Genomic DNA, 20,041 nt, shown 5'->3' with positions numbered 1-20,041 from the left:
TCGTATGCAAACGAAATTTAGTGACCAGCTGCTACTTCTGTCGCACTTGGCATCGCGTGATGAGCAATCCAACCTGCGTCATAATAATAAGCTGTCATCGGCTCAAGGAAGAACATAATCCCCATCAAACCTACGAGTGCAAGCACAACAGTATATGGTAGTGCCATGATAACCATGCGACCGTATGAAAGGCGAATCAACGGTGCCAAAGCAGATGTTAGCAAGAACAAGAACGCGGCTTGACCATTTGGTGTCGCAACTGACGGCAAGTTGGTGCCTGTGTTGATCGCTACTGCTAGCAAGTCAAATTGGTCACGAGTAATTTGACCATCCAGTAGTGCGGATTTCACTTCGTTAATGTAGACCGTTCCGACGAAAACGTTGTCTGAAACCATTGATAGCAGACCGTTAGCCACATAGAACATCGCAAGCTGAGTGCCTTTATCTTCAACCGCAAGTACCGCATCAATGACGGGTTTAAACAGCTGTTGGTCGATGATCACCGCCACAATGGCAAAGAAGACCGCTAGTAGTGCAGTAAAGGGTAGCGCTTCTTCAAACGCTTCACCCATTGAGTGCTCTTCGATAATACCAGTGAAGGCGGTTGCCAGTACGATAACCGAAAGACCAATGAGGCCAACCGCAGCCAAATGCATTGCAAGTGCCACAATTAACCACACCGCAATGATGCTTTGAACCCAAAGTTTTGCAACATCTTGCTTAGTACGAGTGGTGCGCTCTTCGCGGTCAAACTCAACCAAAATCATGCGAACGTTTTCTGGAAGTTGAGCGCCGTAGCCAAACACTTTGAATTTTTCGACTAGCACACAAGTTAACATGCCGCAGAGGAAAACAGGCAATGTCACTGGTGACATACGAATTAAGAACTCACCAAAGAGCCAACCCGCTTGGTCTGCAATAATCAGGTTTTGTGGTTCACCCACCATGGTAGTTACGCCACCTAGCGCGGTACCAACACCTGCGTGCATCAGCAACGAGCGCAAAAAGCCACGATAATTTTCCAAATCGTCACGGGTTAACTCAGTGATGGAATCATCGCTGGTTGGATCGTGATCGCCAATCGGATTGCCTGAAGCCACTTTGTGGTAAATTGAGTAAAAACCGACGGCAACACTGATGACCACTGCAATAACGGTTAATGCGTCCAAAAAGGCAGAAAGAAACGCCGCTGCGAAGCAAAACGCCAGTGAAAGCATGCTTTTTGAGCGAATACCAAGCAATATTTTAGTGAAGATGAAAAGCAGCAGGTTCTTCATGAAGTAGATGCCAGCAACCATGAAAACAAGCAGCAGCAGTACTTCGATATTAGCGACTAATTCGTGTTTAACTTGATCGGCACTTGTCATGCCAATGGCGACAGCTTCAATCGCCAGTAAGCCGCCAGGTTGTAGCGGATAACATTTTAGTGCCATTGCAAGAGTGAAAATAAACTCTGCGACAAGCAACCAACCGGCAACGAAAGGATCAACAAAGAAAAATACGATGGGGTTTAGAATAAGAAAGGCGATGATGGCTAATTTATACCAATCAGGTGCTTTACCAAGGAAGTTCTTGATAAATGCATTTCCGAGCGACATTGGCATGGTGGTAATACTCTTATAATGTGTAATAGCTACCTTTCGAGCTGAGCGTTGAAGTCACGTTAGCAGTGCGTAATACCCACATTACAGCAATTATCTGTGCTTTAAAGCTTTATGTGCTGCGCAACGATCCTCGGTGCCTGACTGTCTAGGTAACGGCTTTTGGGTTTTAAGCGCTAAATTTGCCCATAATGATACTCTCATCATTACAAAAACAATATCTTAGAAAGACTACAGTTAAAAACTGTATGCAGCCTTGCCAAGTTACTCCCTGCAAACTTGAACACTTGTGACAATCGACCGCAACTCTACTCCTCAGCAAACGTTAGTCAACAACAAAACCGTATTGCTGCGACAAAATGTTATTTTACTGCCGTAAACGCGATCAATGTATCGATAGTGTAACAACAAAAATGTAAAAAAATTAGGGTTGGCTCAAATTTTAATAGTAACTAAAAAAAATCCTCAGACAACATGTGGGTTAATAATAAAAATGAGCAGTTAGTTTGCAAATTTCTTCTCAACTTTAATTGTGCTAACTCATTGAGTGAATTGTGTATTATTGTAAGTGAGTTTGTGAAAAATAATAAAGATCCACTGTTTTCAATTGGAGTTACAGGCTCTTTATAAAAACAAATTAGAATATTAACTCTAATTTATGGGTTTGTTTCAATTATGAATCGGAAGTTTTCGTAATAAGTAAACTAGTGGTATGATGACCGACCTCGACCCGATAACAACCGATTGGATATAAAATTAATGGTCATTAAGGCAAAAAGTCCGGCAGGCTTTGCAGAAAAGTACATTATTGAGAGTATATGGAACGGCCGCTTTGCCCCTGGCTCGATCTTGCCAGCAGAGCGTGAACTATCCGAATTGATTGGCGTTACTCGAACAACACTGCGTGAAGTACTGCAACGATTGGCTCGTGATGGTTGGCTGACAATTCAGCATGGTAAACCAACCAAGGTGAATCAGTTTATGGAGACATCGGGTCTGCATATACTTGATACACTGATGACGCTCGACGTTGATAACGTGACCAACATCGTGGAAGATTTGCTTGCTGCGCGCACCAATATTAGCCCGATCTTTATGAGTTATGCGTTTAAAGCGAACAAAGAGGCTTCTGAGCGCACGATGAGAGCGGTGATTGAGTCTTGCGAGGCGCTTGTAGCGGCTGAGAGTTGGGAAGCGTTTGTCACCAATTCGGCATACAAAGATAAGTTGTTGCAGCAGATCCGTGAAGACAACGAAAAGGATCCGCAAAAGCGTGAAGCGATTCTTATCGCAAAAACCTTTAATTACTATGACTATATGCTGTTCCAGCGCTTGGCTTTCCATTCGGGAAATCAGATTTATGGCCTTATTTTCAATGGATTGAAAAAACTTTATGACCGCATCGGCTCATATTATTTTTCCAATCCTGCGTCGCGAGAATTGGCGCTTAAGTTTTATCGCCAATTGCTTGATATTTGTGAAACGGGCGAGCGTGAGCAGTTGCTGATGGCCATTCGTCAATATGGCTTTGAATGTGCGCAAATTTGGAATGAGATGAAACAAGCGCTACCAACCAACTTTACTGAGGACGACAATTAAGTATGGTGGCTGTGCCAGCATCGCTTTGTTGTCGAGTTGTCAGGAAATAAAAAAACCGCCATCGCTGGCGGTTTTTTTATTTGTGCAGATTACATCACGCGCATACCTGGCTGGGCGCCTTCGTGCGGCTCAAGGATCCACAGATCTTTGCCACCAGGGCCTGCTGCTAGGATCATGCCTTCAGACATGCCAAATTTCATCTTGCGAGGCTTGAGGTTAGCTACCACGACAGTGTATTTGCCGACCAACTCTTCAGGATTGTATGCGGCTTTGATACCCGAAAATACTTGGCGCATTTCACCGCCGATGTCCAATTGGAATTTCAGCAGTTTGTCTGCCTTAGGCACCGCTTCACAAGAGACAATTTTAGCAATGCGCAGATCAACTTTGGCAAAGTCATCAAACTCAATTTCTGCTGCAATTGGATCTTTTTCGAGCTCGCTATGAGTTGATTGCTGAGCCGCTTCTGCTTGTGCTTTGGCAGCCATTTCAACGGCGGCATCTTCTTTAGAGGCTTCAATCATAGCTTCGATGTTTTTAGGATCGATACGATTAAACAGCGCTTTAAATGCCGTGATCTTATGAGCCGTCAATGGTGTCGCAATACCATCCCAGGTGAGCTCTTGGTTAAGAAACGCTTCGGTGCGCGCCGCTAGAGCTGGCATCACCGGTTTCAAATAGGTCATCAGTACGCGGAATAAGTTGATGCCAACCGAGCAGATTTCTTGTAACTCTTGATCTTTACCTTCTTCTTTTGCAACCACCCAAGGTGCCTTTTCATCGACATACTGGTTGGCTTTGTCAGCCAGTGCCGTGATTTCACGAATGGCGCGGCCAAATTCACGGCTTTCATAGAGTTGAGCGATACGCTCAGCCGCAGCAACAAATTCGTTGTAAAGCTCAGGCTCGGCAAAATGACTCGCTAGCTCACCATCGAAACGCTTGGTGATAAAGCCTGCATTGCGTGATGCGAGGTTAACAATTTTGTTGACCACGTCAGCGTTAACACGTTGCGAGAAATCTTCGAGATTTAAGTCAAGATCGTCAATACGGCTATTGAGCTTTGCCGCGTAGTAATAGCGTAGACATTCAGGGTCAAGGTGTTTTAGGTAAGTGCTGGCCTTAACGAATGTCCCCTTAGATTTAGACATTTTTGCGCCGTTTACCGTTACATAGCCATGAACGAATACGTTATTTGGTTTACGGAAGCCTGAGCCGTCAAGCATTGCTGGCCAGAAAAGGCTGTGGAAGTAGACAATGTCTTTACCGATAAAGTGGTAAAGCTCGGCGGTGCTCTCTTTTTTCCAGTATTCGTCGAAATCAAGGCCGTCGGTTTTGTCACACAGGTTTTTGAATGATGCCATGTAGCCAACAGGTGCATCGAGCCAAACATAGAAGAACTTGTTGCTTTCGCCTGGGATCTCAAAGCCAAAATAAGGCGCATCGCGAGAAATGTCCCACTGCTGAAGGCCTGACTCAAACCATTCTTGCATCTTGTTGGCGACTTCAGATTGCAGTGAGCCTGAGCGAGTCCACTCTTTAAGCATGCTTTCAAATTGAGGCAAATCAAAGAAGAAATGCTCTGAGTCTTTCATCACAGGTGTCGCGCCTGAGACCGCTGATTTAGGATGAATAAGCTCGGTTGGACTGTATGTTTCACCGCAATTGTCGCAGTTATCACCGTATTGATCTTCTGCGCCACATTTCGGGCATGTCCCTTTGACGAAACGATCGGGTAAAAACATCTCTTTTTCAGGATCAAACAATTGAGAGATGGTACGGCTTGAAATGAAGCCGTTCTTTTTCAACTGCAGATAAATATGTGATGCCAACTCGCGGTTTTCATCGGAATGAGTGCTGTGGTAGTTGTCAAAGCTGATATCAAAGCCTGCGAAATCTTTTTGGTGTTCTTCGCTGACGGCAGCAATCATTGCTTCAGGTGTGATACCCATCTGTTGCGCTTTAAGCATAATCGGCGTGCCGTGCGCATCATCAGCACAGATAAAGTTTACAATGTTGCCACGCAGACGCTGATAGCGAACCCAGATGTCGGCTTGGATATGCTCGAGCATATGACCGAGATGGATTGAACCATTAGCGTATGGAAGGGCGCAAGTTACCAGCAATTTCCTTGGATCGTTTGCCATACTTAATATTCGCTTCTTAGATAGGTATAAAAGAGCGACAATGTTACCCGAAGCGCGAGCTATCTCCAAGGTATCAAGTATGGTTATCTTGAGGTTACTGGGGATACGCAACCTGTTCAACCGCAAAACGCGGTGCTAGCATTGGTGTAAAGGAGGACCTATGCGTCAGTTTTCATCGAAACAGGATATATGCGATTGGCTTAACCAGTTTGAGCATGAATTGCTTGCACCAAACTGGGCCAATATTTCAGGCGTCGTGACAATGACGCCCAGCGGAGCCGTAAGTATTACCTTACCGTTTGCCAGTGTGGCATTGCAAAAAGAGCTCAACGCTTGGGTATGCCGCGAGCAAAGCGCAGGTGTGCCCAATCTACCCTATGATATTGACGTTGCTGTGCGTGCGCTTGAGACGCCAGTGAATGGCGAAATTGCTGGGGTAAAAAATGTGATAGCAGTGAGCTCGGCAAAAGGGGGAGTGGGTAAATCCACCACTGCGGTGAACCTCGCGCTAGCACTTAGCGCAGGAGGGGCGCGCGTTGGCTTATTGGATGCCGATATTTATGGTCCTTCTGTCCCCTTGATGTTGGGGAAACTCAATCAGCGCCCGGACGTTCGTGATGGTCAATGGATGCAGCCGATTGAGGCTTATGGCATTTACACCAATTCAATTGGCTATTTGATGAACAGCGACGATGCCGCAATTTGGCGCGGGCCGATGGCGGCAAAAGCATTGACTCAGTTAATCAATGAGACCGAATGGCCTAACTTGGATTATTTGGTGATTGATATGCCTCCGGGTACGGGCGATATTCAACTGACGTTGTCACAGCAGATCCCGGTAACCGGCAGTATTATTGTGACTACGCCACAAGATTTGGCGCTAGCAGATGCGCGCAAAGGCGCGGCGATGTTTGCTAAAGTGGATGTGCCCGTTCTTGGTATTGTTGAAAATATGAGTTACCACGTTTGTTCTCAATGTGGTGCGACAGAGGCCATTTTTGGTAGTGGCGGCGCGGCTGAAATGGCTCAAGAGTATCATTTGGCCTTGCTGGCGCAGTTGCCGCTGCATATTGCGGTAAGAGAAGACATTGACCGAGGTACGCCGACGGTTGTGGCAAGGCCTGATAGCGACCATGCCAAAGCGTATTATCAACTTGCGGATCAGGTCGCGAGTACTTTGTTTTGGCATGGAAAGCCCAGAGCGGAGACCATTCTCTACACTAAAGTCGAATGATATACCCAAGTGACTATGTAACCGTTAGCTGGGGCGGCAATGGTGGTTAAAACCGTTCGCCGCTTTGCTTAAAACGTCGAACACGCTCGGCTCATTCCCAAAGAAATGAATCGAGCGTGTTATTGTTGGTGCCAAGGGGATATACCCGCCTTACTTGAAGTTACAGCGTTATTCTTTAAACATTAAAGAACTGGCGCTCACAACTCACAAACCTCATTACATAGCGAGCCTATGCTCAAAGGCTTTGTTTGCTTGTCACTTACCTGGAGCGCCAGTTGTTTGGGTATATCGGCAGCCGCTTGCTTAGTTACAGCTTGCGTTTCCGATGGCTTTCCAAACACCCCATTCACCAGAGTCACTCGGATTTTGGCCTTGGGTCCACCACTTGGCTTCCCACAATGTGCCATCCCAACTTACGGTATCTCCACCTGTGTATACAGAATCACTGTTCCATTCGTTATCGCACTGCGCTGGTGGCGGTGTATCAGCGTTAACAGTGATGCTCGTCGATAGGGTATCACTCGCTTTGCCATCGCTTACCACGACAGTGAATTCTAGAATAGTGTCTTTATCGTAGCTAGGAGCATTAAACGATACTTGGCTACCATTGACGGTGGCATTGAGCCCGCTGGGTAAAGTCCAATTAAAGCTGAGCACATCACCATCTGCGTCACTTGAGGCGGATGCGTCAAGTGTGATAAGCGAGCCCGCGGCTGCCGTCGCTGGTGCATTAATGACCGCTTGTGGTGCTTGATTATCAGTTTGGTTGTTGTCTGCGGCCGTTACTGTCACTGTCACCGTGTCTTGCGCTGTTGCGCCTTCATTATCGGTTACGGTCAAAGTGAAGGTAAGCGCTTCATCTTGGCTGACTTGTGCTACTGAAAAATTGGCAGAGGCACTTGTTGCATTTTCTAGAGTGACGCCAGTACCGCTGGTTTGCTCCCAAAGATAACTAACAATTTGACCGTCGTTATCGCGTGACGCTGAACCATCCAATGTGACAGTAGCAGGCCCTTCAACTGTAACGTTGTTACCAGCGTTGGCATTCGGCGCGCGATTGCCAACGGTAGTCTGCAGCCCTTCATGCATGGCGTTCAGAATATCGCCATTATCAGCATCAATTTCCCATGAGAAGAGGCCAGCCAAACCTAAACTGCGAGCGTATGCGCCTTTGGCTTTAACAGAGCGCTCATCATCAAATGTGATAAGTTCACCAGTGGTACGATTCCAAACCCAAGCCGCTTCCGCTTGTGCATCGTAGCCGTATTCAAACCCATTGATACCTTGACTATTGGCACCAAGCATAAAGGCTTTAACCCCTTTATAGTCGATAACCCCGTCTTCCCAGACCCCTTGAGCAGTTGAGCCTTTGAGTTTACCTGTTGCGCTTCCCGTCATGGGATCGCCGGCGGTCGTTAGTGTATCCGGTGTCACGCCTTCCCAGCCACGGCCGTACATAGCGGCACCGAGAACCAGTTTATTGGCGGGAACACCTTGATCAAGGAGGATCTGAATTCCATTATCTGCGGTGTACGCTGGACCTTTATATGGAACGCCTTCGGCATCGGTGCCTGAGCCATCACACTGACCCTCGCGCATAAATTCGCCACAATAAAGACCGGCTTGATGGCCGGGAACGTTGTTCCAGCCGCCATAAAAGTCGTACGTCATTGTGAAGATGTAGTCCATGTACTGGACCGCTTCTGCATAATCAACGTCTTCAAGTTTGTCGTGCCCCATACCGATGGCAGACGAAAGCTCGTAAGTGCGTCCGTTTTGTTCTTCAAGCTCGTCAAGCATTGCACGTAATTCACGCATCAAAGCAATATACGCATCGCCATCATTTTCAGGATCGCCAAGATTAGCCGCTTCGCCGCCCCCTCCTGGGTATTCCCAATCAATATCGACACCGTCGTAAAATTTCCATGTATTAAGAAATTCTTTTACTGACGCAACAAAGACGTCGCGATTGGCTTTGTCTGTGAAGCTATAGAAGGGGTCAGATAGCGTCCAGCCACCGATAGAAGGGAGAATTTTGAGGTCAGGCTTGCGCTGTTTTAGCGCCATCAGCATGGCATAGTTCCCCTTGATGGGCGAACTGAATTCATGACCTGCTTGGGGAAAGCTTTTTTGATACGCTGCCCATGGGTCGTGAATGACCACTTCAAAATCATCCATTCCCTGACAAGCTGTTTGCAGGGCATTAAAACTGTTACCGCCAACAGATTTAACCGATTCATTCGGACCACAGATTGGAATAAATCCATAAATAATGTGGGTCAGATTGTCTACGGGAATGTTATCAACGGTGTAATCACGCCCATAAATACCCCATTCCACAAAATAGGTGCCAACAACCGTATCCGGAGTCGTGCCAAATGTTTTGTTATTGGGATCAATATTCATCGCAAGTGGATCTAAATGGGCACCATCGGTATCGGCAACAACGATTTCCGCGGCTTCGCTGGTGCTACATCCTGTGTCATCACACGCTTCTATCGTCAACTGATAGCGACCGCCTTGACCATATTGAAAATCCGCACTGGTTTGCGCACCTGTAATATCGCCAGACGCGACTTTGACGCCGTCAAAATAAATATGGTAGGTATCGCCGGGCGTACCGCTCCATTGATTGAACTTGATACTAATGTCTGCTTGATCTTTGTAAGTTACCATCTGGTCATAACCAGATGTCGTTTCCATTGCCAACTCGATTTTGGAGAACTGCAAATTATTTGAGCCGTAAACATCTACGCTTGGGGTCGCGGGCGCGGCTACTGCGGTGCCGCTAAGAGCAAAAAGCACACCAGTGGCACACAGAGTAAGTCGTTTCATATCCATATTCTCGTGTTATGTGAGTGGTCCTACCGAATTTGCGTCAAAGACATCACTATTTTTCCGTAATAAATGAAGGAGCAAAAATCGATAGTGAATCGTCAACACACGGCTCATTTCTTAAAGCAAATGACTTAAATGAGGTAAGTTGCGCTGACAAAAAACAGTATTTGTTGATGATTATTTCTTATGCAAAAAAAGAAAGCGAGAATTTGGCAGAGCACTCAAAAGAGGTCGAATGTTATCATTTTGTTGCGTTCATTTACGACGGAAAGTTAATTTTATAAAATGCAACCATGTGCACTGCCAAATGGCGCTCGATAAAATAAGAGTTGAGGTCACTTAGGTATATCTAGTTCAATGTAAAACCATAAGTTTTTCATACGACTTAAATTGTAGGAGTCGCTAATTTGAGTCAGTGTCCCACTTGGTAATCCGCTGATCACTGGCCTATTTGTTGAGGGAGCCTTGCTGATTCGAGCCGAAAAAATAGTTTTGAATGAGCAATGATATTGGTTACACCAAGGAGACAGTGAATGAAACAGATTGCACCGATCATAATGATATTCGCGCTAGCAGGTTGCACCACGATGACATACCCAACGAGCCAAAGTCCTGCTGTGTGGGAGGAGTTTGGACAGACACAAGCGTTGGACGGTGAGCTTAAAATGACGGAGACAGGACTGATGGCAAAAGCCCCTGTTGTCGATCCTGGGCTCTATCAAGCATACAGTTCGGGATATGATGCAGGCCTAGCGGTTTACTGTAATCGAGACCCTTATGAAATGGGCATCAGTGGTGAGATTTACCGGGGCATTTGCGATGGTATTAATCCTTCCTTTGCCGACGACTACAATGAGGGCATGGAGATGGGAAACAGTGGCTTCACCGGCGATTATTAGGAGAGCAAAGCCCACTCGTGTCACCTATACCCAAATAACTTGAAGATGCAGGTAGGCGACCAGCGAACAAAGCCTCTGAGCACTTCGTGAACATAGACAGACTATGTGATGAGGTTTGTAAGTGCCCGTGAACACCGCTGCTACCTCAAGTGGGACGGGTATATCCGTTAGGCAGCGAATTCGTCAGGAATAACTCATTAGTCGATTTAAACGGAAAAGCCCGCAACGAAAACGCTGCGGGCTTTAGGTGTATGGTCGGACTGAGAGGATTTGAACCTCCGACCCCCGACACCCCATGACGGTGCGCTACCAAGCTGCGCTACAGTCCGATGGAGGTACAATAGTCGGATTGGCGATGAGCGTCAAGGGGTTGTTTGCTAACAATATTCGATTTTCGGTGTGTTTGATTAAAAGCCGAGCGATTTGCCTCATTTGTGGCTAAATCGTCACATCGATTGACTGACTGTTAGTCGCGCGCCGTTCTCGTCGATAGCGTCTTTCATACCATTGATATCGTAATTTGTGATTGTCGCACGCGGATCTTCTGGCTCTGCGACGGCGCTCTTGACGATAGAGACCGTTGATTAGCACAGTGTCATCAATGTCACCCTCGTTACAAGAGGTTTGGAATGAGTGTCGATGATTTTTCATTATTCAGGTCACTTAGAATGTCCAGTCAACATTGCCTCCAGTCAGCGTAGCAATGGGCGAGGCGAGGTTCAGGTCAACAGACGAAAGTGAATTGAAAAAACAAGAGCAAGATCTCTTTTTGAGCTTTAAATTAAAAAAAGCGGTCGATTCTCTTGAAAAAGCCGCTATTGTCCCCATTTCTGAAACGTCTTATCACATCACCTAAGCTTAGCGGTGCAATTTAACACTCTGTTGCGCAGTTTTATCGCGGGTGAGGCGATTCTTTTGGTAAATTAGGCCATTGATTGCGCACATAGTGGCGCGTGTCTCGACAGTCGCGGTACAGATCGCTAGAATGTCGCGTCGAATTGCTGTCCTGAGACTAATTGGAGATACCTTTTGGGTTATCACGTTTTTGTGAGTCGTGAAGATATCGCTGAATAGTCTGATGTTGCCTTGCAGCATCAATACTCGATGAATCAAGTGTTCGGACAGAGCACAAACAAGGATGAAGCCAACTTTCGCAACATATCATGTTGAATTTGATGGCTCCTATGCTCAGTCAAACTGAGCCTTTTTTGAGGTTTATAAATAATGCAAGTTACTGTTGAAACGCTAGAAGGCCTAGAGCGCCGCCTTAACATTACTGTTCCTGCTGCAAACATCGAAGATGCAGTGACAGCGGAACTACGCAACATCGCGAAAAACCGTCGTTTTGATGGTTTCCGTAAAGGTAAAGTGCCACTAAAAATGGTTGCACAGATGTACGGCAAAGCAGTGCGTCAAGATGTGCTTGGCGAAGTGATGCAACGTCATTTCATCGAAGCGATCATCAAAGAAAAAATCAACCCAGCGGGCGCACCAACATTCGCTCCAGTTGAAAATGCTGCAGGCGTAGACTTAGTGTTCACAGCAACGTTTGAAGTTTACCCTGAAGTTGAGCTGAAAGGCCTAGAAAACATCACAGTAGAAAAGCCAGTTGCTGAAGTAAAAGAGTCTGACGTTGAAGAGATGATCGAGACACTTCGTAAGCAACAAGCGACTTGGAAAGAAGCTGATGTGGCAGCAGAAGCTGGTACTCGTGCAACAATCGATTTCGTTGGTTCTATCGATGGTGAAGAGTTTGAAGGCGGTAAAGCTGAAAACTTCCCTCTAGAAATGGGCGCAGGCCGCATGATCCCTGGTTTTGAAGACGGTATCACCGGCAAAACAGCAGGCATGGAATTTGAAATTGATGTGACGTTCCCTGAAGATTACCACGCTGAAAACCTAAAAGGTAAAGCGGCTAAGTTTGTTATCAAACTGAGCAAGGTAGAAACTCGTGAACTGCCAGAACTTAACGAAGAATTTGTGGCTAAGTTCGGCGTTGCAGAAGGTGGCCTAGACGCGCTTAAAGCTGAAGTGCGTAAGAACATGGAACGCGAACTGAAGCAAGCTGTTAAAAATCGCATCAAAGATCAAGCCATCGACGGCTTGGTGAAAGAGAACGATATTGACGTACCAAGTGCACTTATTGACCAAGAAATCAATGTGCTACGTCAACAAGCGGCACAACGTTTTGGTGGCAACGTAGAAGCGGCTGCGCAGCTTCCTCGTGAACTTTTTGAAGAGCAAGCAAAACGTCGCGTTGTCGTTGGTCTGCTTCTTGGTGAAGTGATCAAAACCAACGAACTTAAAGCGGATGAAGAGAAAGTGAAATCGCTAATCGAAGAGATGGCGACTGCATATGAAGATCCTTCAGAAGTTATTGCTTACTACGAGCAAAACGAAGAGATGATGAACAACATGCGCAATCTTGCTCTAGAAGAGCAAGCTATTGAAGCGATCATCGCTAAAGCGCAAGTTGCAGAGAAAGAAGTTGGCTTTAACGAACTGATGAACAAGCCTGCTTAATCTGCCATATCTTTGGTAGAAAAGTTGACGAACCGTTAATTTGTCTGCTAACAATGGTCCGTATGATAGTCGTCATTCGGGCCATTTATTTTAGGGATATAACAATATGAGCTACCAAGAGAAAAATGCCATGTCACCAATCATTGATGCATTGGTACCCATGGTTATCGAGCAAACCTCCCGTGGTGAACGTTCTTTCGATATTTACTCTCGTCTACTGAAAGACCGCATTATTTTTCTAACCGGACAAGTTGAAGATCACATGGCAAACCTTGTGGTTGCGCAGTTGCTTTTCCTTGAGTCTGAAAATCCGGATAAAGACATTTTCTTATACATTAACTCTCCGGGTGGTAGTGTGACTGCGGGTATGGCGATTTACGATACCATGCAGTTTATTAAGCCGAATGTCAGCACGCTGTGCACAGGTCAAGCCTGTTCTATGGGAGCGTTTTTGCTGGCAGGTGGTGCGCCGGGTAAACGTTTTGCGCTGCCAAATTCACGAGTGATGATTCATCAACCGCTTGGTGGTTTCCAAGGGCAAGCGTCAGACATTCAAATTCATGCCCAAGAGATTTTGACTATCAAGGGCAAACTGAACAAATTGTTGGCTGAACACTCAGGTCAACCATTAGAAGTGATTGAGCGCGATACAGATCGCGATAATTTCATGTCAGCACAGCAAGCGGCTGATTATGGCATTATTGACTCAGTGCTGACCCACCGCGGTCAGTAAACTAAGCAGCGCAATTTAACTGAATCTGATATACACTCAATTGTAATGAGTTAAGGCTACGAGGTTAGCGAATGACAGACAAAGGCAAAGAGGGCGGTAACGGTAAGCTGTTGTATTGCTCTTTCTGCGGCAAAAGCCAACACGAAGTCCGTAAGCTGATCGCAGGTCCTTCGGTCTACATCTGTGATGAATGTGTCGATTTGTGTAACGACATTATTCGCGAAGAAATTAAAGATGTGTTACCGAAGAAAGAATCTGAGGCGTTACCGACGCCGAAACAGATTCGCGGTCACCTTGACGACTACGTTATTGGTCAAGAACATGCAAAGAAGGTACTTGCTGTAGCGGTATATAATCACTATAAGCGTTTGCGTAATGGTGATACCACTAGTGAAGGCGTTGAGCTCGGCAAAAGTAATATTCTACTTATTGGCCCAACGGGAAGTGGTAAAACGCTACTCGCAGAGACCCTTGCACGTTTCCTTGATGTACCGTTTACCATGGCAGACGCAACAACACTAACCGAAGCGGGTTATGTTGGTGAAGATGTTGAGAACATCATTCAGAAACTGCTGCAAAAATGCGATTACGACGTTGCAAAAGCGGAGCGCGGCATCGTCTACATTGACGAAATTGATAAGATTTCGCGTAAAGCGGAAAACCCGTCTATCACTCGCGATGTTTCTGGCGAAGGCGTTCAGCAAGCATTGTTGAAGTTGGTTGAAGGCACAATTGCCTCTGTGCCACCACAAGGTGGGCGCAAGCACCCGCAACAAGAGTTCTTGCAAGTTGACACGTCTAAAATCCTCTTTATCTGTGGCGGCGCATTTGCTGGCTTGGATAAAGTGATTGAGCAGCGTGTTGCAACAGGAACAGGAATCGGTTTTGCTGCCGAAGTTCGCTCAAAAGACGACATGAAAAACGTTGGCGAGTGGTTTACTCAGGTTGAACCAGAAGATTTGGTAAAATACGGACTTATTCCAGAATTCATTGGTCGTTTGCCTGTCACGGCAACACTGACTGAATTGGATGAAGAAGCTCTGATTCAAATTCTCTGTGAGCCGAAAAACGCGTTAACCAAGCAGTATGCCGCGTTGTTTGAACTTGAAAATGCCGAACTTGAGTTCCGTGAAGACGCGCTACGCGCCATTGCAAAAAAAGCGATGGAGCGCAAGACAGGTGCGCGTGGTTTACGTTCAATTCTCGAAGGTGTGTTGCTTGATACCATGTATGACTTGCCATCAACAAACGATGTGAGCAAAGTGGTTATCGATGAATCAGTCATCAAGGGCGAGTCTGATCCCTTACTGATTTATAGCAACAGCGAAACGCAAGCTGCTAGCTCCGAGTAAATCCGCAATATCCGACTAAGGGGGTAAGTTATTACCCCCTTTTTTTATTCTTTTATTGAATCCCAAAAAATTGCCCCCATATACAGCGTAAAGTAACGCGTAAACGTAAAGCGGAAGAGAGAATTATATGAACTTGGAACGTTCCGAGCGTATCGAGATCCCCGTACTGCCACTGCGTGATGTGGTAGTTTACCCTCATATGGTGATTCCTTTATTTGTTGGCCGAGAGAAATCAATCAGCTGTTTAGAAGCAGCGATGGAAAATAATAAGCAAGTATTGCTGGTCGCCCAAAAGCAAGCTGACACAGACGAACCTACCCGCGACGATCTGTTTGAAATGGGTACAGTTGCAACGATTTTGCAATTGCTTAAGCTGCCCGATGGCACAGTCAAAGTACTGGTTGAAGGCCAGCAGCGCGCCAAAATTGAGCGTTATCTCGACAGTGAATTTTTCTTGGCTGAAGCGCAGTTTGTTCAAACTCCTGAACTGGATGAGCGTGAGCAAGAAGTGATTGTTCGCAGTGCGACGAATCAGTTTGAAGGTTTTATTAAGCTCAATAAAAAAATTCCACCTGAAGTGCTCACGTCACTCAATGGCATTGATGATGCTGCGCGTTTGGCCGACACCATCGCGGCTCATATGCCACTCAAGTTAAATGATAAGCAGCAAGTGCTCGAGCTTGTTGACGTCACTGCACGGCTTGAGTTTTTGATGGGGCAAATGGAGTCAGAAATTGACTTGCTGCAAGTTGAGAAGCGCATCCGTAACCGCGTGAAAAAGCAGATGGAAAAATCTCAGCGCGAGTATTACCTCAATGAGCAAATGAAGGCAATCCAAAAAGAACTCGGTGAAATGGAAGATGCTCCAGACGAGTTTGAAAGTCTTAAGCAAAAGATTGAAGAGTCTAAAATGCCTGCTGAGGCGCGCGAAAAGACGGAGCAAGAATTACAAAAGCTGAAGATGATGTCGCCGATGTCTGCTGAGGCGACTGTCGTGCGCAGCTACATTGATTGGATGATCAGTGTGCCGTGGGCGAAGCGTTCTAAAGTGAAGAAAAACTTAGCCAAAGCCGAAGAAATCTTGAACGAAGATCATTATGGCCTTGAACGAGTAAAAGAACGCATTCTTGAGTATTTGGCGGTGCAAAATCGTATTAACAAGTTGAAAGGACCGATTCTGTGTTTGGTTGGTCCTCCGGGTGTTGGTAAAACATCGCTTGGGCGTTCAATTGCATCAGCTACCGGTCGTCAGTACGTCCGCATGGCATTGGGTGGCGTGCGTGATGAAGCGGAAATTCGCGGTCACCGTCGCACCTATATTGGTTCACTACCGGGCAAGCTGATTCAGAAAATGGCAAAAGTGGGAGTGAAAAACCCACTGTTTTTGCTCGATGAAATTGACAAAATGTCGTCGGACATGCGTGGCGATCCTGCTTCTGCGCTGTTGGAAGTTTTAGATCCAGAGCAGAATAACTCGTTTAATGATCACTACCTTGAAGTTGATTACGACCTGTCTGATGTGATGTTTGTTGCGACATCAAACTCAATGAACATTCCAGGCCCATTACTTGACCGTATGGAAGTGATTCGTCTTTCAGGTTACACCGAAGATGAGAAGCTGAATATTGCAAAACGCCATCTGGTTGACAAACAAGTTAAACGTAATGGTTTGAAACCTAATGAGATTGTCATTGAGGACTCGGCGATTACAGGCATTATTCGTTACTACACTCGCGAAGCCGGTGTACGTGGCCTTGAGCGTGAAATTTCAAAGATCTGCCGTAAAGCGGTCAAGAATATTCTGCTTGATCCGACGTTAAAATCAGTGACTGTTTCAATGGACAATCTGAAAGAGTTTCTCGGCGTGCAGCGATTTGATTACGGTAAGGCTGACGACAGTAACCGCATTGGGCAAGTGACTGGCTTGGCATGGACGGAAGTGGGCGGTGATTTGCTCACCATCGAAACGGAAGCGATGCCAGGCAAAGGCAAATTGACTCAGACTGGCTCTTTGGGCGATGTGATGCAAGAGTCAATCCAAGCGGCAATGACAGTGGTTCGCTCACGCGCAGAAAAGTTGGGTATTAATACCGACTTTTATGAGAAAAAGGATATTCATGTCCATGTGCCGGAAGGCGCCACCCCGAAAGATGGTCCAAGTGCGGGTATTGCTATGTGTACCGCATTGGTGTCGAGCTTGACCGGCAATCCTGTTAAAGGTGATGTCGCTATGACGGGTGAAATTACCCTGCGTGGCGAAGTGCTACCAATTGGTGGATTGAAAGAGAAGCTTCTTGCGGCACATCGTGGTGGTATTAAAACCGTCTTAATCCCGAAAGATAACGAGCGTGACTTGGAAGAGATTCCGGAGAATGTCATCGCAGATCTTAAAGTGATTCCAGTACAATGGATTGATGAAGTACTCAATGTTGCTCTTGAGCGCGCACCCGAAGGGGTTGAGTTTGGTGTCTCAAAATAGTGATGTGCTCCAAAAATAAGTAAAACTCTACGCTGACAAAGTCAAAAAGGCTTGTCAGCGTTTTTTTTGGGCGCTAAGTTAATCTCCGAAGGCTGCTAGCCCTTATCTAATAAGGCTTGGCAGTAGTGGTTAGATATAAAATTATGGACGTCATCTACAACAATAACGACAGATGGCAGTAAGGGGAATAACTGTGAACAAAACTCAACTTGTAGAATCTATTGCAGCAAATGCTGATATATCTAAAGCTTCCGCTGGCCGTGCCCTAGACGCATTCATTGAAGCTGTTAGCAATACTTTAGAAACTGGCGATCAAGTAGCGCTCGTTGGCTTTGGTACTTTCAGTGTGCGCACTCGTGCAGCGCGTACGGGTCGTAACCCTAAAACGGGGCAAGAAATCCAAATCCCTGAAGCAAAAGTGCCTGCATTCAAAGCTGGCAAAGCACTGAAAGACGCTTGTAACTAAGTTTGATGTATTTTTGGTCGAACGAGGCCACGGTTGTCGGTTTTAGAAACAAGTACAATTGAACTTTTTTAATTTCTGCGCATCGTACTGATGCGCTTTTCTTTTTCTGATATTATCGGCGACATTATTTATTTCAGAAGCAATTCGCTTCGTTCGTGGAGAACAGTAACATTATGATGGATCGATTACGCGAAGGCGTGAACAGCATCGCGGTGAAAATTATCCTGGGTTTGATTATCCTTTCTTTTATCTTTACCGGCGTTGGTGGTCTTGTAGGTAACGGTGGTAACGCCGCGGCAAAAGTGGGTAACAATGAAATCCCACGCGGTGAGTTTGAAATCGCATATCAAAACGAACGCAACCGAATGCAAGCTCAAATGGGCGATTATTTTGCGCAGTTGCTTGCCGATCCTGCCTATGTTGAGCAATTCCGCCGTTCAGTACTGGATCGCATGATCAACGATGCATTGATTGACCAGCAAGCGCAGTCGATGGGGCTTCGCGTCAGTGACGCTCAAGTGCGTAGCGAAATTCTGGCCATGACAGAGTTCCAACGTGACGGTCAATTTGACCAAGAAATCTACCAAGCGGCACTTCGTCGTGCAGGTTTTACTCCGGACTCGTTTGCAAGCTACATGCGCAGCCAAATGGTTCGTGATCAATTAATGGCGGCGTTGAGCACCAGTGAGTTCTCTCTACCTAATGAAATCGCGCTACAAGGTAAGCTCTTTACTCAAACGCGCGATATTCGTACGTTAACCATTGGCCTTCAAGAGTTTGCTGACAAAGTGACACTTAACGAAGAGCAAATTCAGCAGTATTACGAGCAAAATCCAGAAATGTTCACTCGCCCTGAACAGGTCAAAGTCTCTTATGTTGAGCTGTCAGCCAATGCGCTTAAAGAGCAAATTGAGATTTCTGACGAGCAAGCTGAGCAACATTACCAGCAGCAGTTGGACAAATACTCTTCTGCTGAGCAGCGTCGCGTAAGCCATATTTTGCTTAGTGATGCCGCTGCCGCTGACGCTGTTGCGAAAACTCTAGCCGAAGGCGCTGATTTTGCAGAGCTGGCGAAAGAGAAATCAGAAGATTTTGGTAGTGCTGAAAATGGCGGCGACCTTGGCTTTATCGAAAGGGGCGTTATGGACCCAGCGTTTGAAGATGCGGCGTTTGCTTTAACCAATGTTGGTGATGTGTCTGCGGTGGTTGAGTCTGATTTTGGTTTCCACATCATTAAACTTGATGAGTTGACTAAGGCGCAAGCGAAGCCGTTTGCCGAAGTCTCTGCACAGATCAAAGCTGAGCTACGCGATAGTCAAGCGGTTGAGCAATTCTATCAATTGCAGACCGAGCTGGAAAAAGTGGCGTTCGAATACCCAGATTCCTTGGACGATGCTGCGAATGCTGTCAATTTGCCAGTACAAACGACGGATTTCATCTCTCAAATTGATGCGCCAGAGGTACTACAAAACCCTGCCATTGCTGCGGCAATTGAAAGCCCAGAAGTGAAAGAAGATGGTTTGAATTCTGAGGCAATCGAAATTGCACCTGAGCACATTTTGGTGGTTCGCGTAGAAGACGTGCGTGATGAAACAGTATTGCCTTTGCAAGAAGTTCAAGCGCAAGTTGTTGCCGAACTATCACGCGTAAAGGGCGAAGAGCAGGCAGTCGCATTAGCCGATAAAGTGGTCGCTGATTTGAATGCCGGTAACGACGCGGTATTGGCAGAAAACGGGTTGAGTTTTGGTGAATCAGAACAAATTGATCGCTCTTCAAACCTTGCGATGACTGTTTTTGCGATGCCAAAACCACAAGCGGATAAGCCTGTGTTTGCGAAAAACAAAGCTGCCAATGGTGATATCACCGTCATTGAATTGGACGCTGTAACTGCGGAGCTCGATCCAGCGATTGTTCCTCAGGTAGCTGCGCAACTTGAGCGTGTTTCTAGTCAACAAGACTTGGCTTCTGTTATCGCGGTATTACGTGCTAATGCAGATATTGAGTATTTTGTTGTCAGTAACTAATCGCCAGTTCCCCTTTTAAGGGGAGGTGATTTGTTGCACTAGCGACGTTTGCCATCGAGCAATGGATAGCGGGTGTAACTATGCTGTTTATCAAAACGGGCCATGAAAGTGGCCCGTTTTATTTTTCTTTAAAATCAGTACATTAA

12 protein-coding genes and 1 tRNA gene are annotated in these 20,041 nt (G+C 46.2%); 9 read left to right on the top strand and 4 right to left on the bottom strand.

The window, feature by feature from the left end:
* Positions 1-17: 17 nt before the first annotated feature.
* Positions 18-1,604 carry a Na(+)/H(+) antiporter NhaB gene (gene nhaB / locus HGP28_RS13430; RefSeq protein ID WP_168836984.1) on the bottom strand — a complete coding sequence of 529 codons (1,587 nt, stop codon included), beginning with the start codon at positions 1,602-1,604 and terminating at the stop codon, positions 18-20.
* A gap of 756 nt (positions 1,605-2,360) precedes the next feature.
* Between nhaB and fadR the strand changes: the two genes are divergently transcribed.
* On the top strand, positions 2,361-3,200 hold the full coding sequence (gene fadR / locus HGP28_RS13425; RefSeq protein ID WP_168836983.1) for a fatty acid metabolism transcriptional regulator FadR: 840 nt from the start codon (positions 2,361-2,363) through the stop codon (positions 3,198-3,200).
* 89 nt (positions 3,201-3,289) lie between these two features.
* On the opposite strand, the gene metG is transcribed toward fadR, so the two are convergent.
* Complete coding sequence (gene metG / locus HGP28_RS13420; protein ID WP_168836982.1) at positions 3,290-5,347, bottom strand: methionine--tRNA ligase; 2,058 nt, start codon at positions 5,345-5,347, stop codon at positions 3,290-3,292.
* A 160-nt stretch (positions 5,348-5,507) separates the two neighbouring features.
* Between metG and apbC the strand changes: the two genes are divergently transcribed.
* Entirely contained in the window at positions 5,508-6,581 is a 1,074-nt protein-coding gene (gene apbC / locus HGP28_RS13415; RefSeq protein WP_168836981.1) for an iron-sulfur cluster carrier protein ApbC, read from the top strand.
* A 303-nt stretch (positions 6,582-6,884) separates the two neighbouring features.
* Here the strand turns inward: apbC and HGP28_RS13410 are convergent, their stop codons facing one another.
* Positions 6,885-9,416, bottom strand: a complete 2,532-nt coding sequence (locus HGP28_RS13410; protein ID WP_168836980.1) for a glycosyl hydrolase family 18 protein — start codon at positions 9,414-9,416, stop codon at positions 6,885-6,887.
* Positions 9,417-9,952: 536 nt separating this feature from the next.
* Here HGP28_RS13410 and HGP28_RS13405 point away from each other — a divergent pair.
* Positions 9,953-10,318: a DUF2799 domain-containing protein gene (locus HGP28_RS13405; protein ID WP_168836979.1), complete on the top strand. Its 366-nt coding sequence runs from the start codon at positions 9,953-9,955 to the stop codon at positions 10,316-10,318.
* A 252-nt stretch (positions 10,319-10,570) separates the two neighbouring features.
* Here HGP28_RS13405 and HGP28_RS13400 read toward each other — a convergent pair.
* Positions 10,571-10,647: transfer RNA gene (locus HGP28_RS13400), tRNA-Pro, on the bottom strand.
* Positions 10,648-11,542: 895 nt separating this feature from the next.
* Between HGP28_RS13400 and tig the strand changes: the two genes are divergently transcribed.
* The 6 genes from tig (at position 11,543) to ppiD (ending at position 19,895) form a co-directional block, all read left to right on the top strand.
* The gene (tig, locus tag HGP28_RS13395) at positions 11,543-12,841 is read left to right on the top strand and encodes a trigger factor (RefSeq protein WP_168836978.1); all 1,299 of its coding nucleotides are present in this window, start codon (positions 11,543-11,545) and stop codon (positions 12,839-12,841) included.
* Positions 12,842-12,947: 106 nt separating this feature from the next.
* Positions 12,948-13,574 (top strand): ATP-dependent Clp endopeptidase proteolytic subunit ClpP, encoded by a 627-nt coding sequence (clpP, locus tag HGP28_RS13390; protein ID WP_168836977.1) that lies wholly within the window; start codon positions 12,948-12,950, stop codon positions 13,572-13,574.
* A gap of 71 nt (positions 13,575-13,645) precedes the next feature.
* Entirely contained in the window at positions 13,646-14,926 is a 1,281-nt protein-coding gene (clpX, locus tag HGP28_RS13385; protein ID WP_168836976.1) for an ATP-dependent protease ATP-binding subunit ClpX, read from the top strand.
* A 127-nt stretch (positions 14,927-15,053) separates the two neighbouring features.
* The gene (gene lon / locus HGP28_RS13380; protein ID WP_168836975.1) at positions 15,054-17,405 is read left to right on the top strand and encodes an endopeptidase La; all 2,352 of its coding nucleotides are present in this window, start codon (positions 15,054-15,056) and stop codon (positions 17,403-17,405) included.
* A gap of 172 nt (positions 17,406-17,577) precedes the next feature.
* Complete coding sequence (locus HGP28_RS13375; protein ID WP_211091997.1) at positions 17,578-17,871, top strand: HU family DNA-binding protein; 294 nt, start codon at positions 17,578-17,580, stop codon at positions 17,869-17,871.
* A 173-nt stretch (positions 17,872-18,044) separates the two neighbouring features.
* The gene (gene ppiD, locus HGP28_RS13370) at positions 18,045-19,895 is read left to right on the top strand and encodes a peptidylprolyl isomerase (RefSeq protein WP_168836973.1); all 1,851 of its coding nucleotides are present in this window, start codon (positions 18,045-18,047) and stop codon (positions 19,893-19,895) included.
* Positions 19,896-20,041 lie beyond the last annotated feature (146 nt).

It is taken from the genome of Vibrio agarilyticus (genome assembly GCF_012641465.1).
Taxonomy (GTDB): domain Bacteria; phylum Pseudomonadota; class Gammaproteobacteria; order Enterobacterales; family Vibrionaceae; genus Vibrio; species Vibrio agarilyticus.
This window is presented reverse-complemented; position numbering and strand designations above follow the sequence as displayed.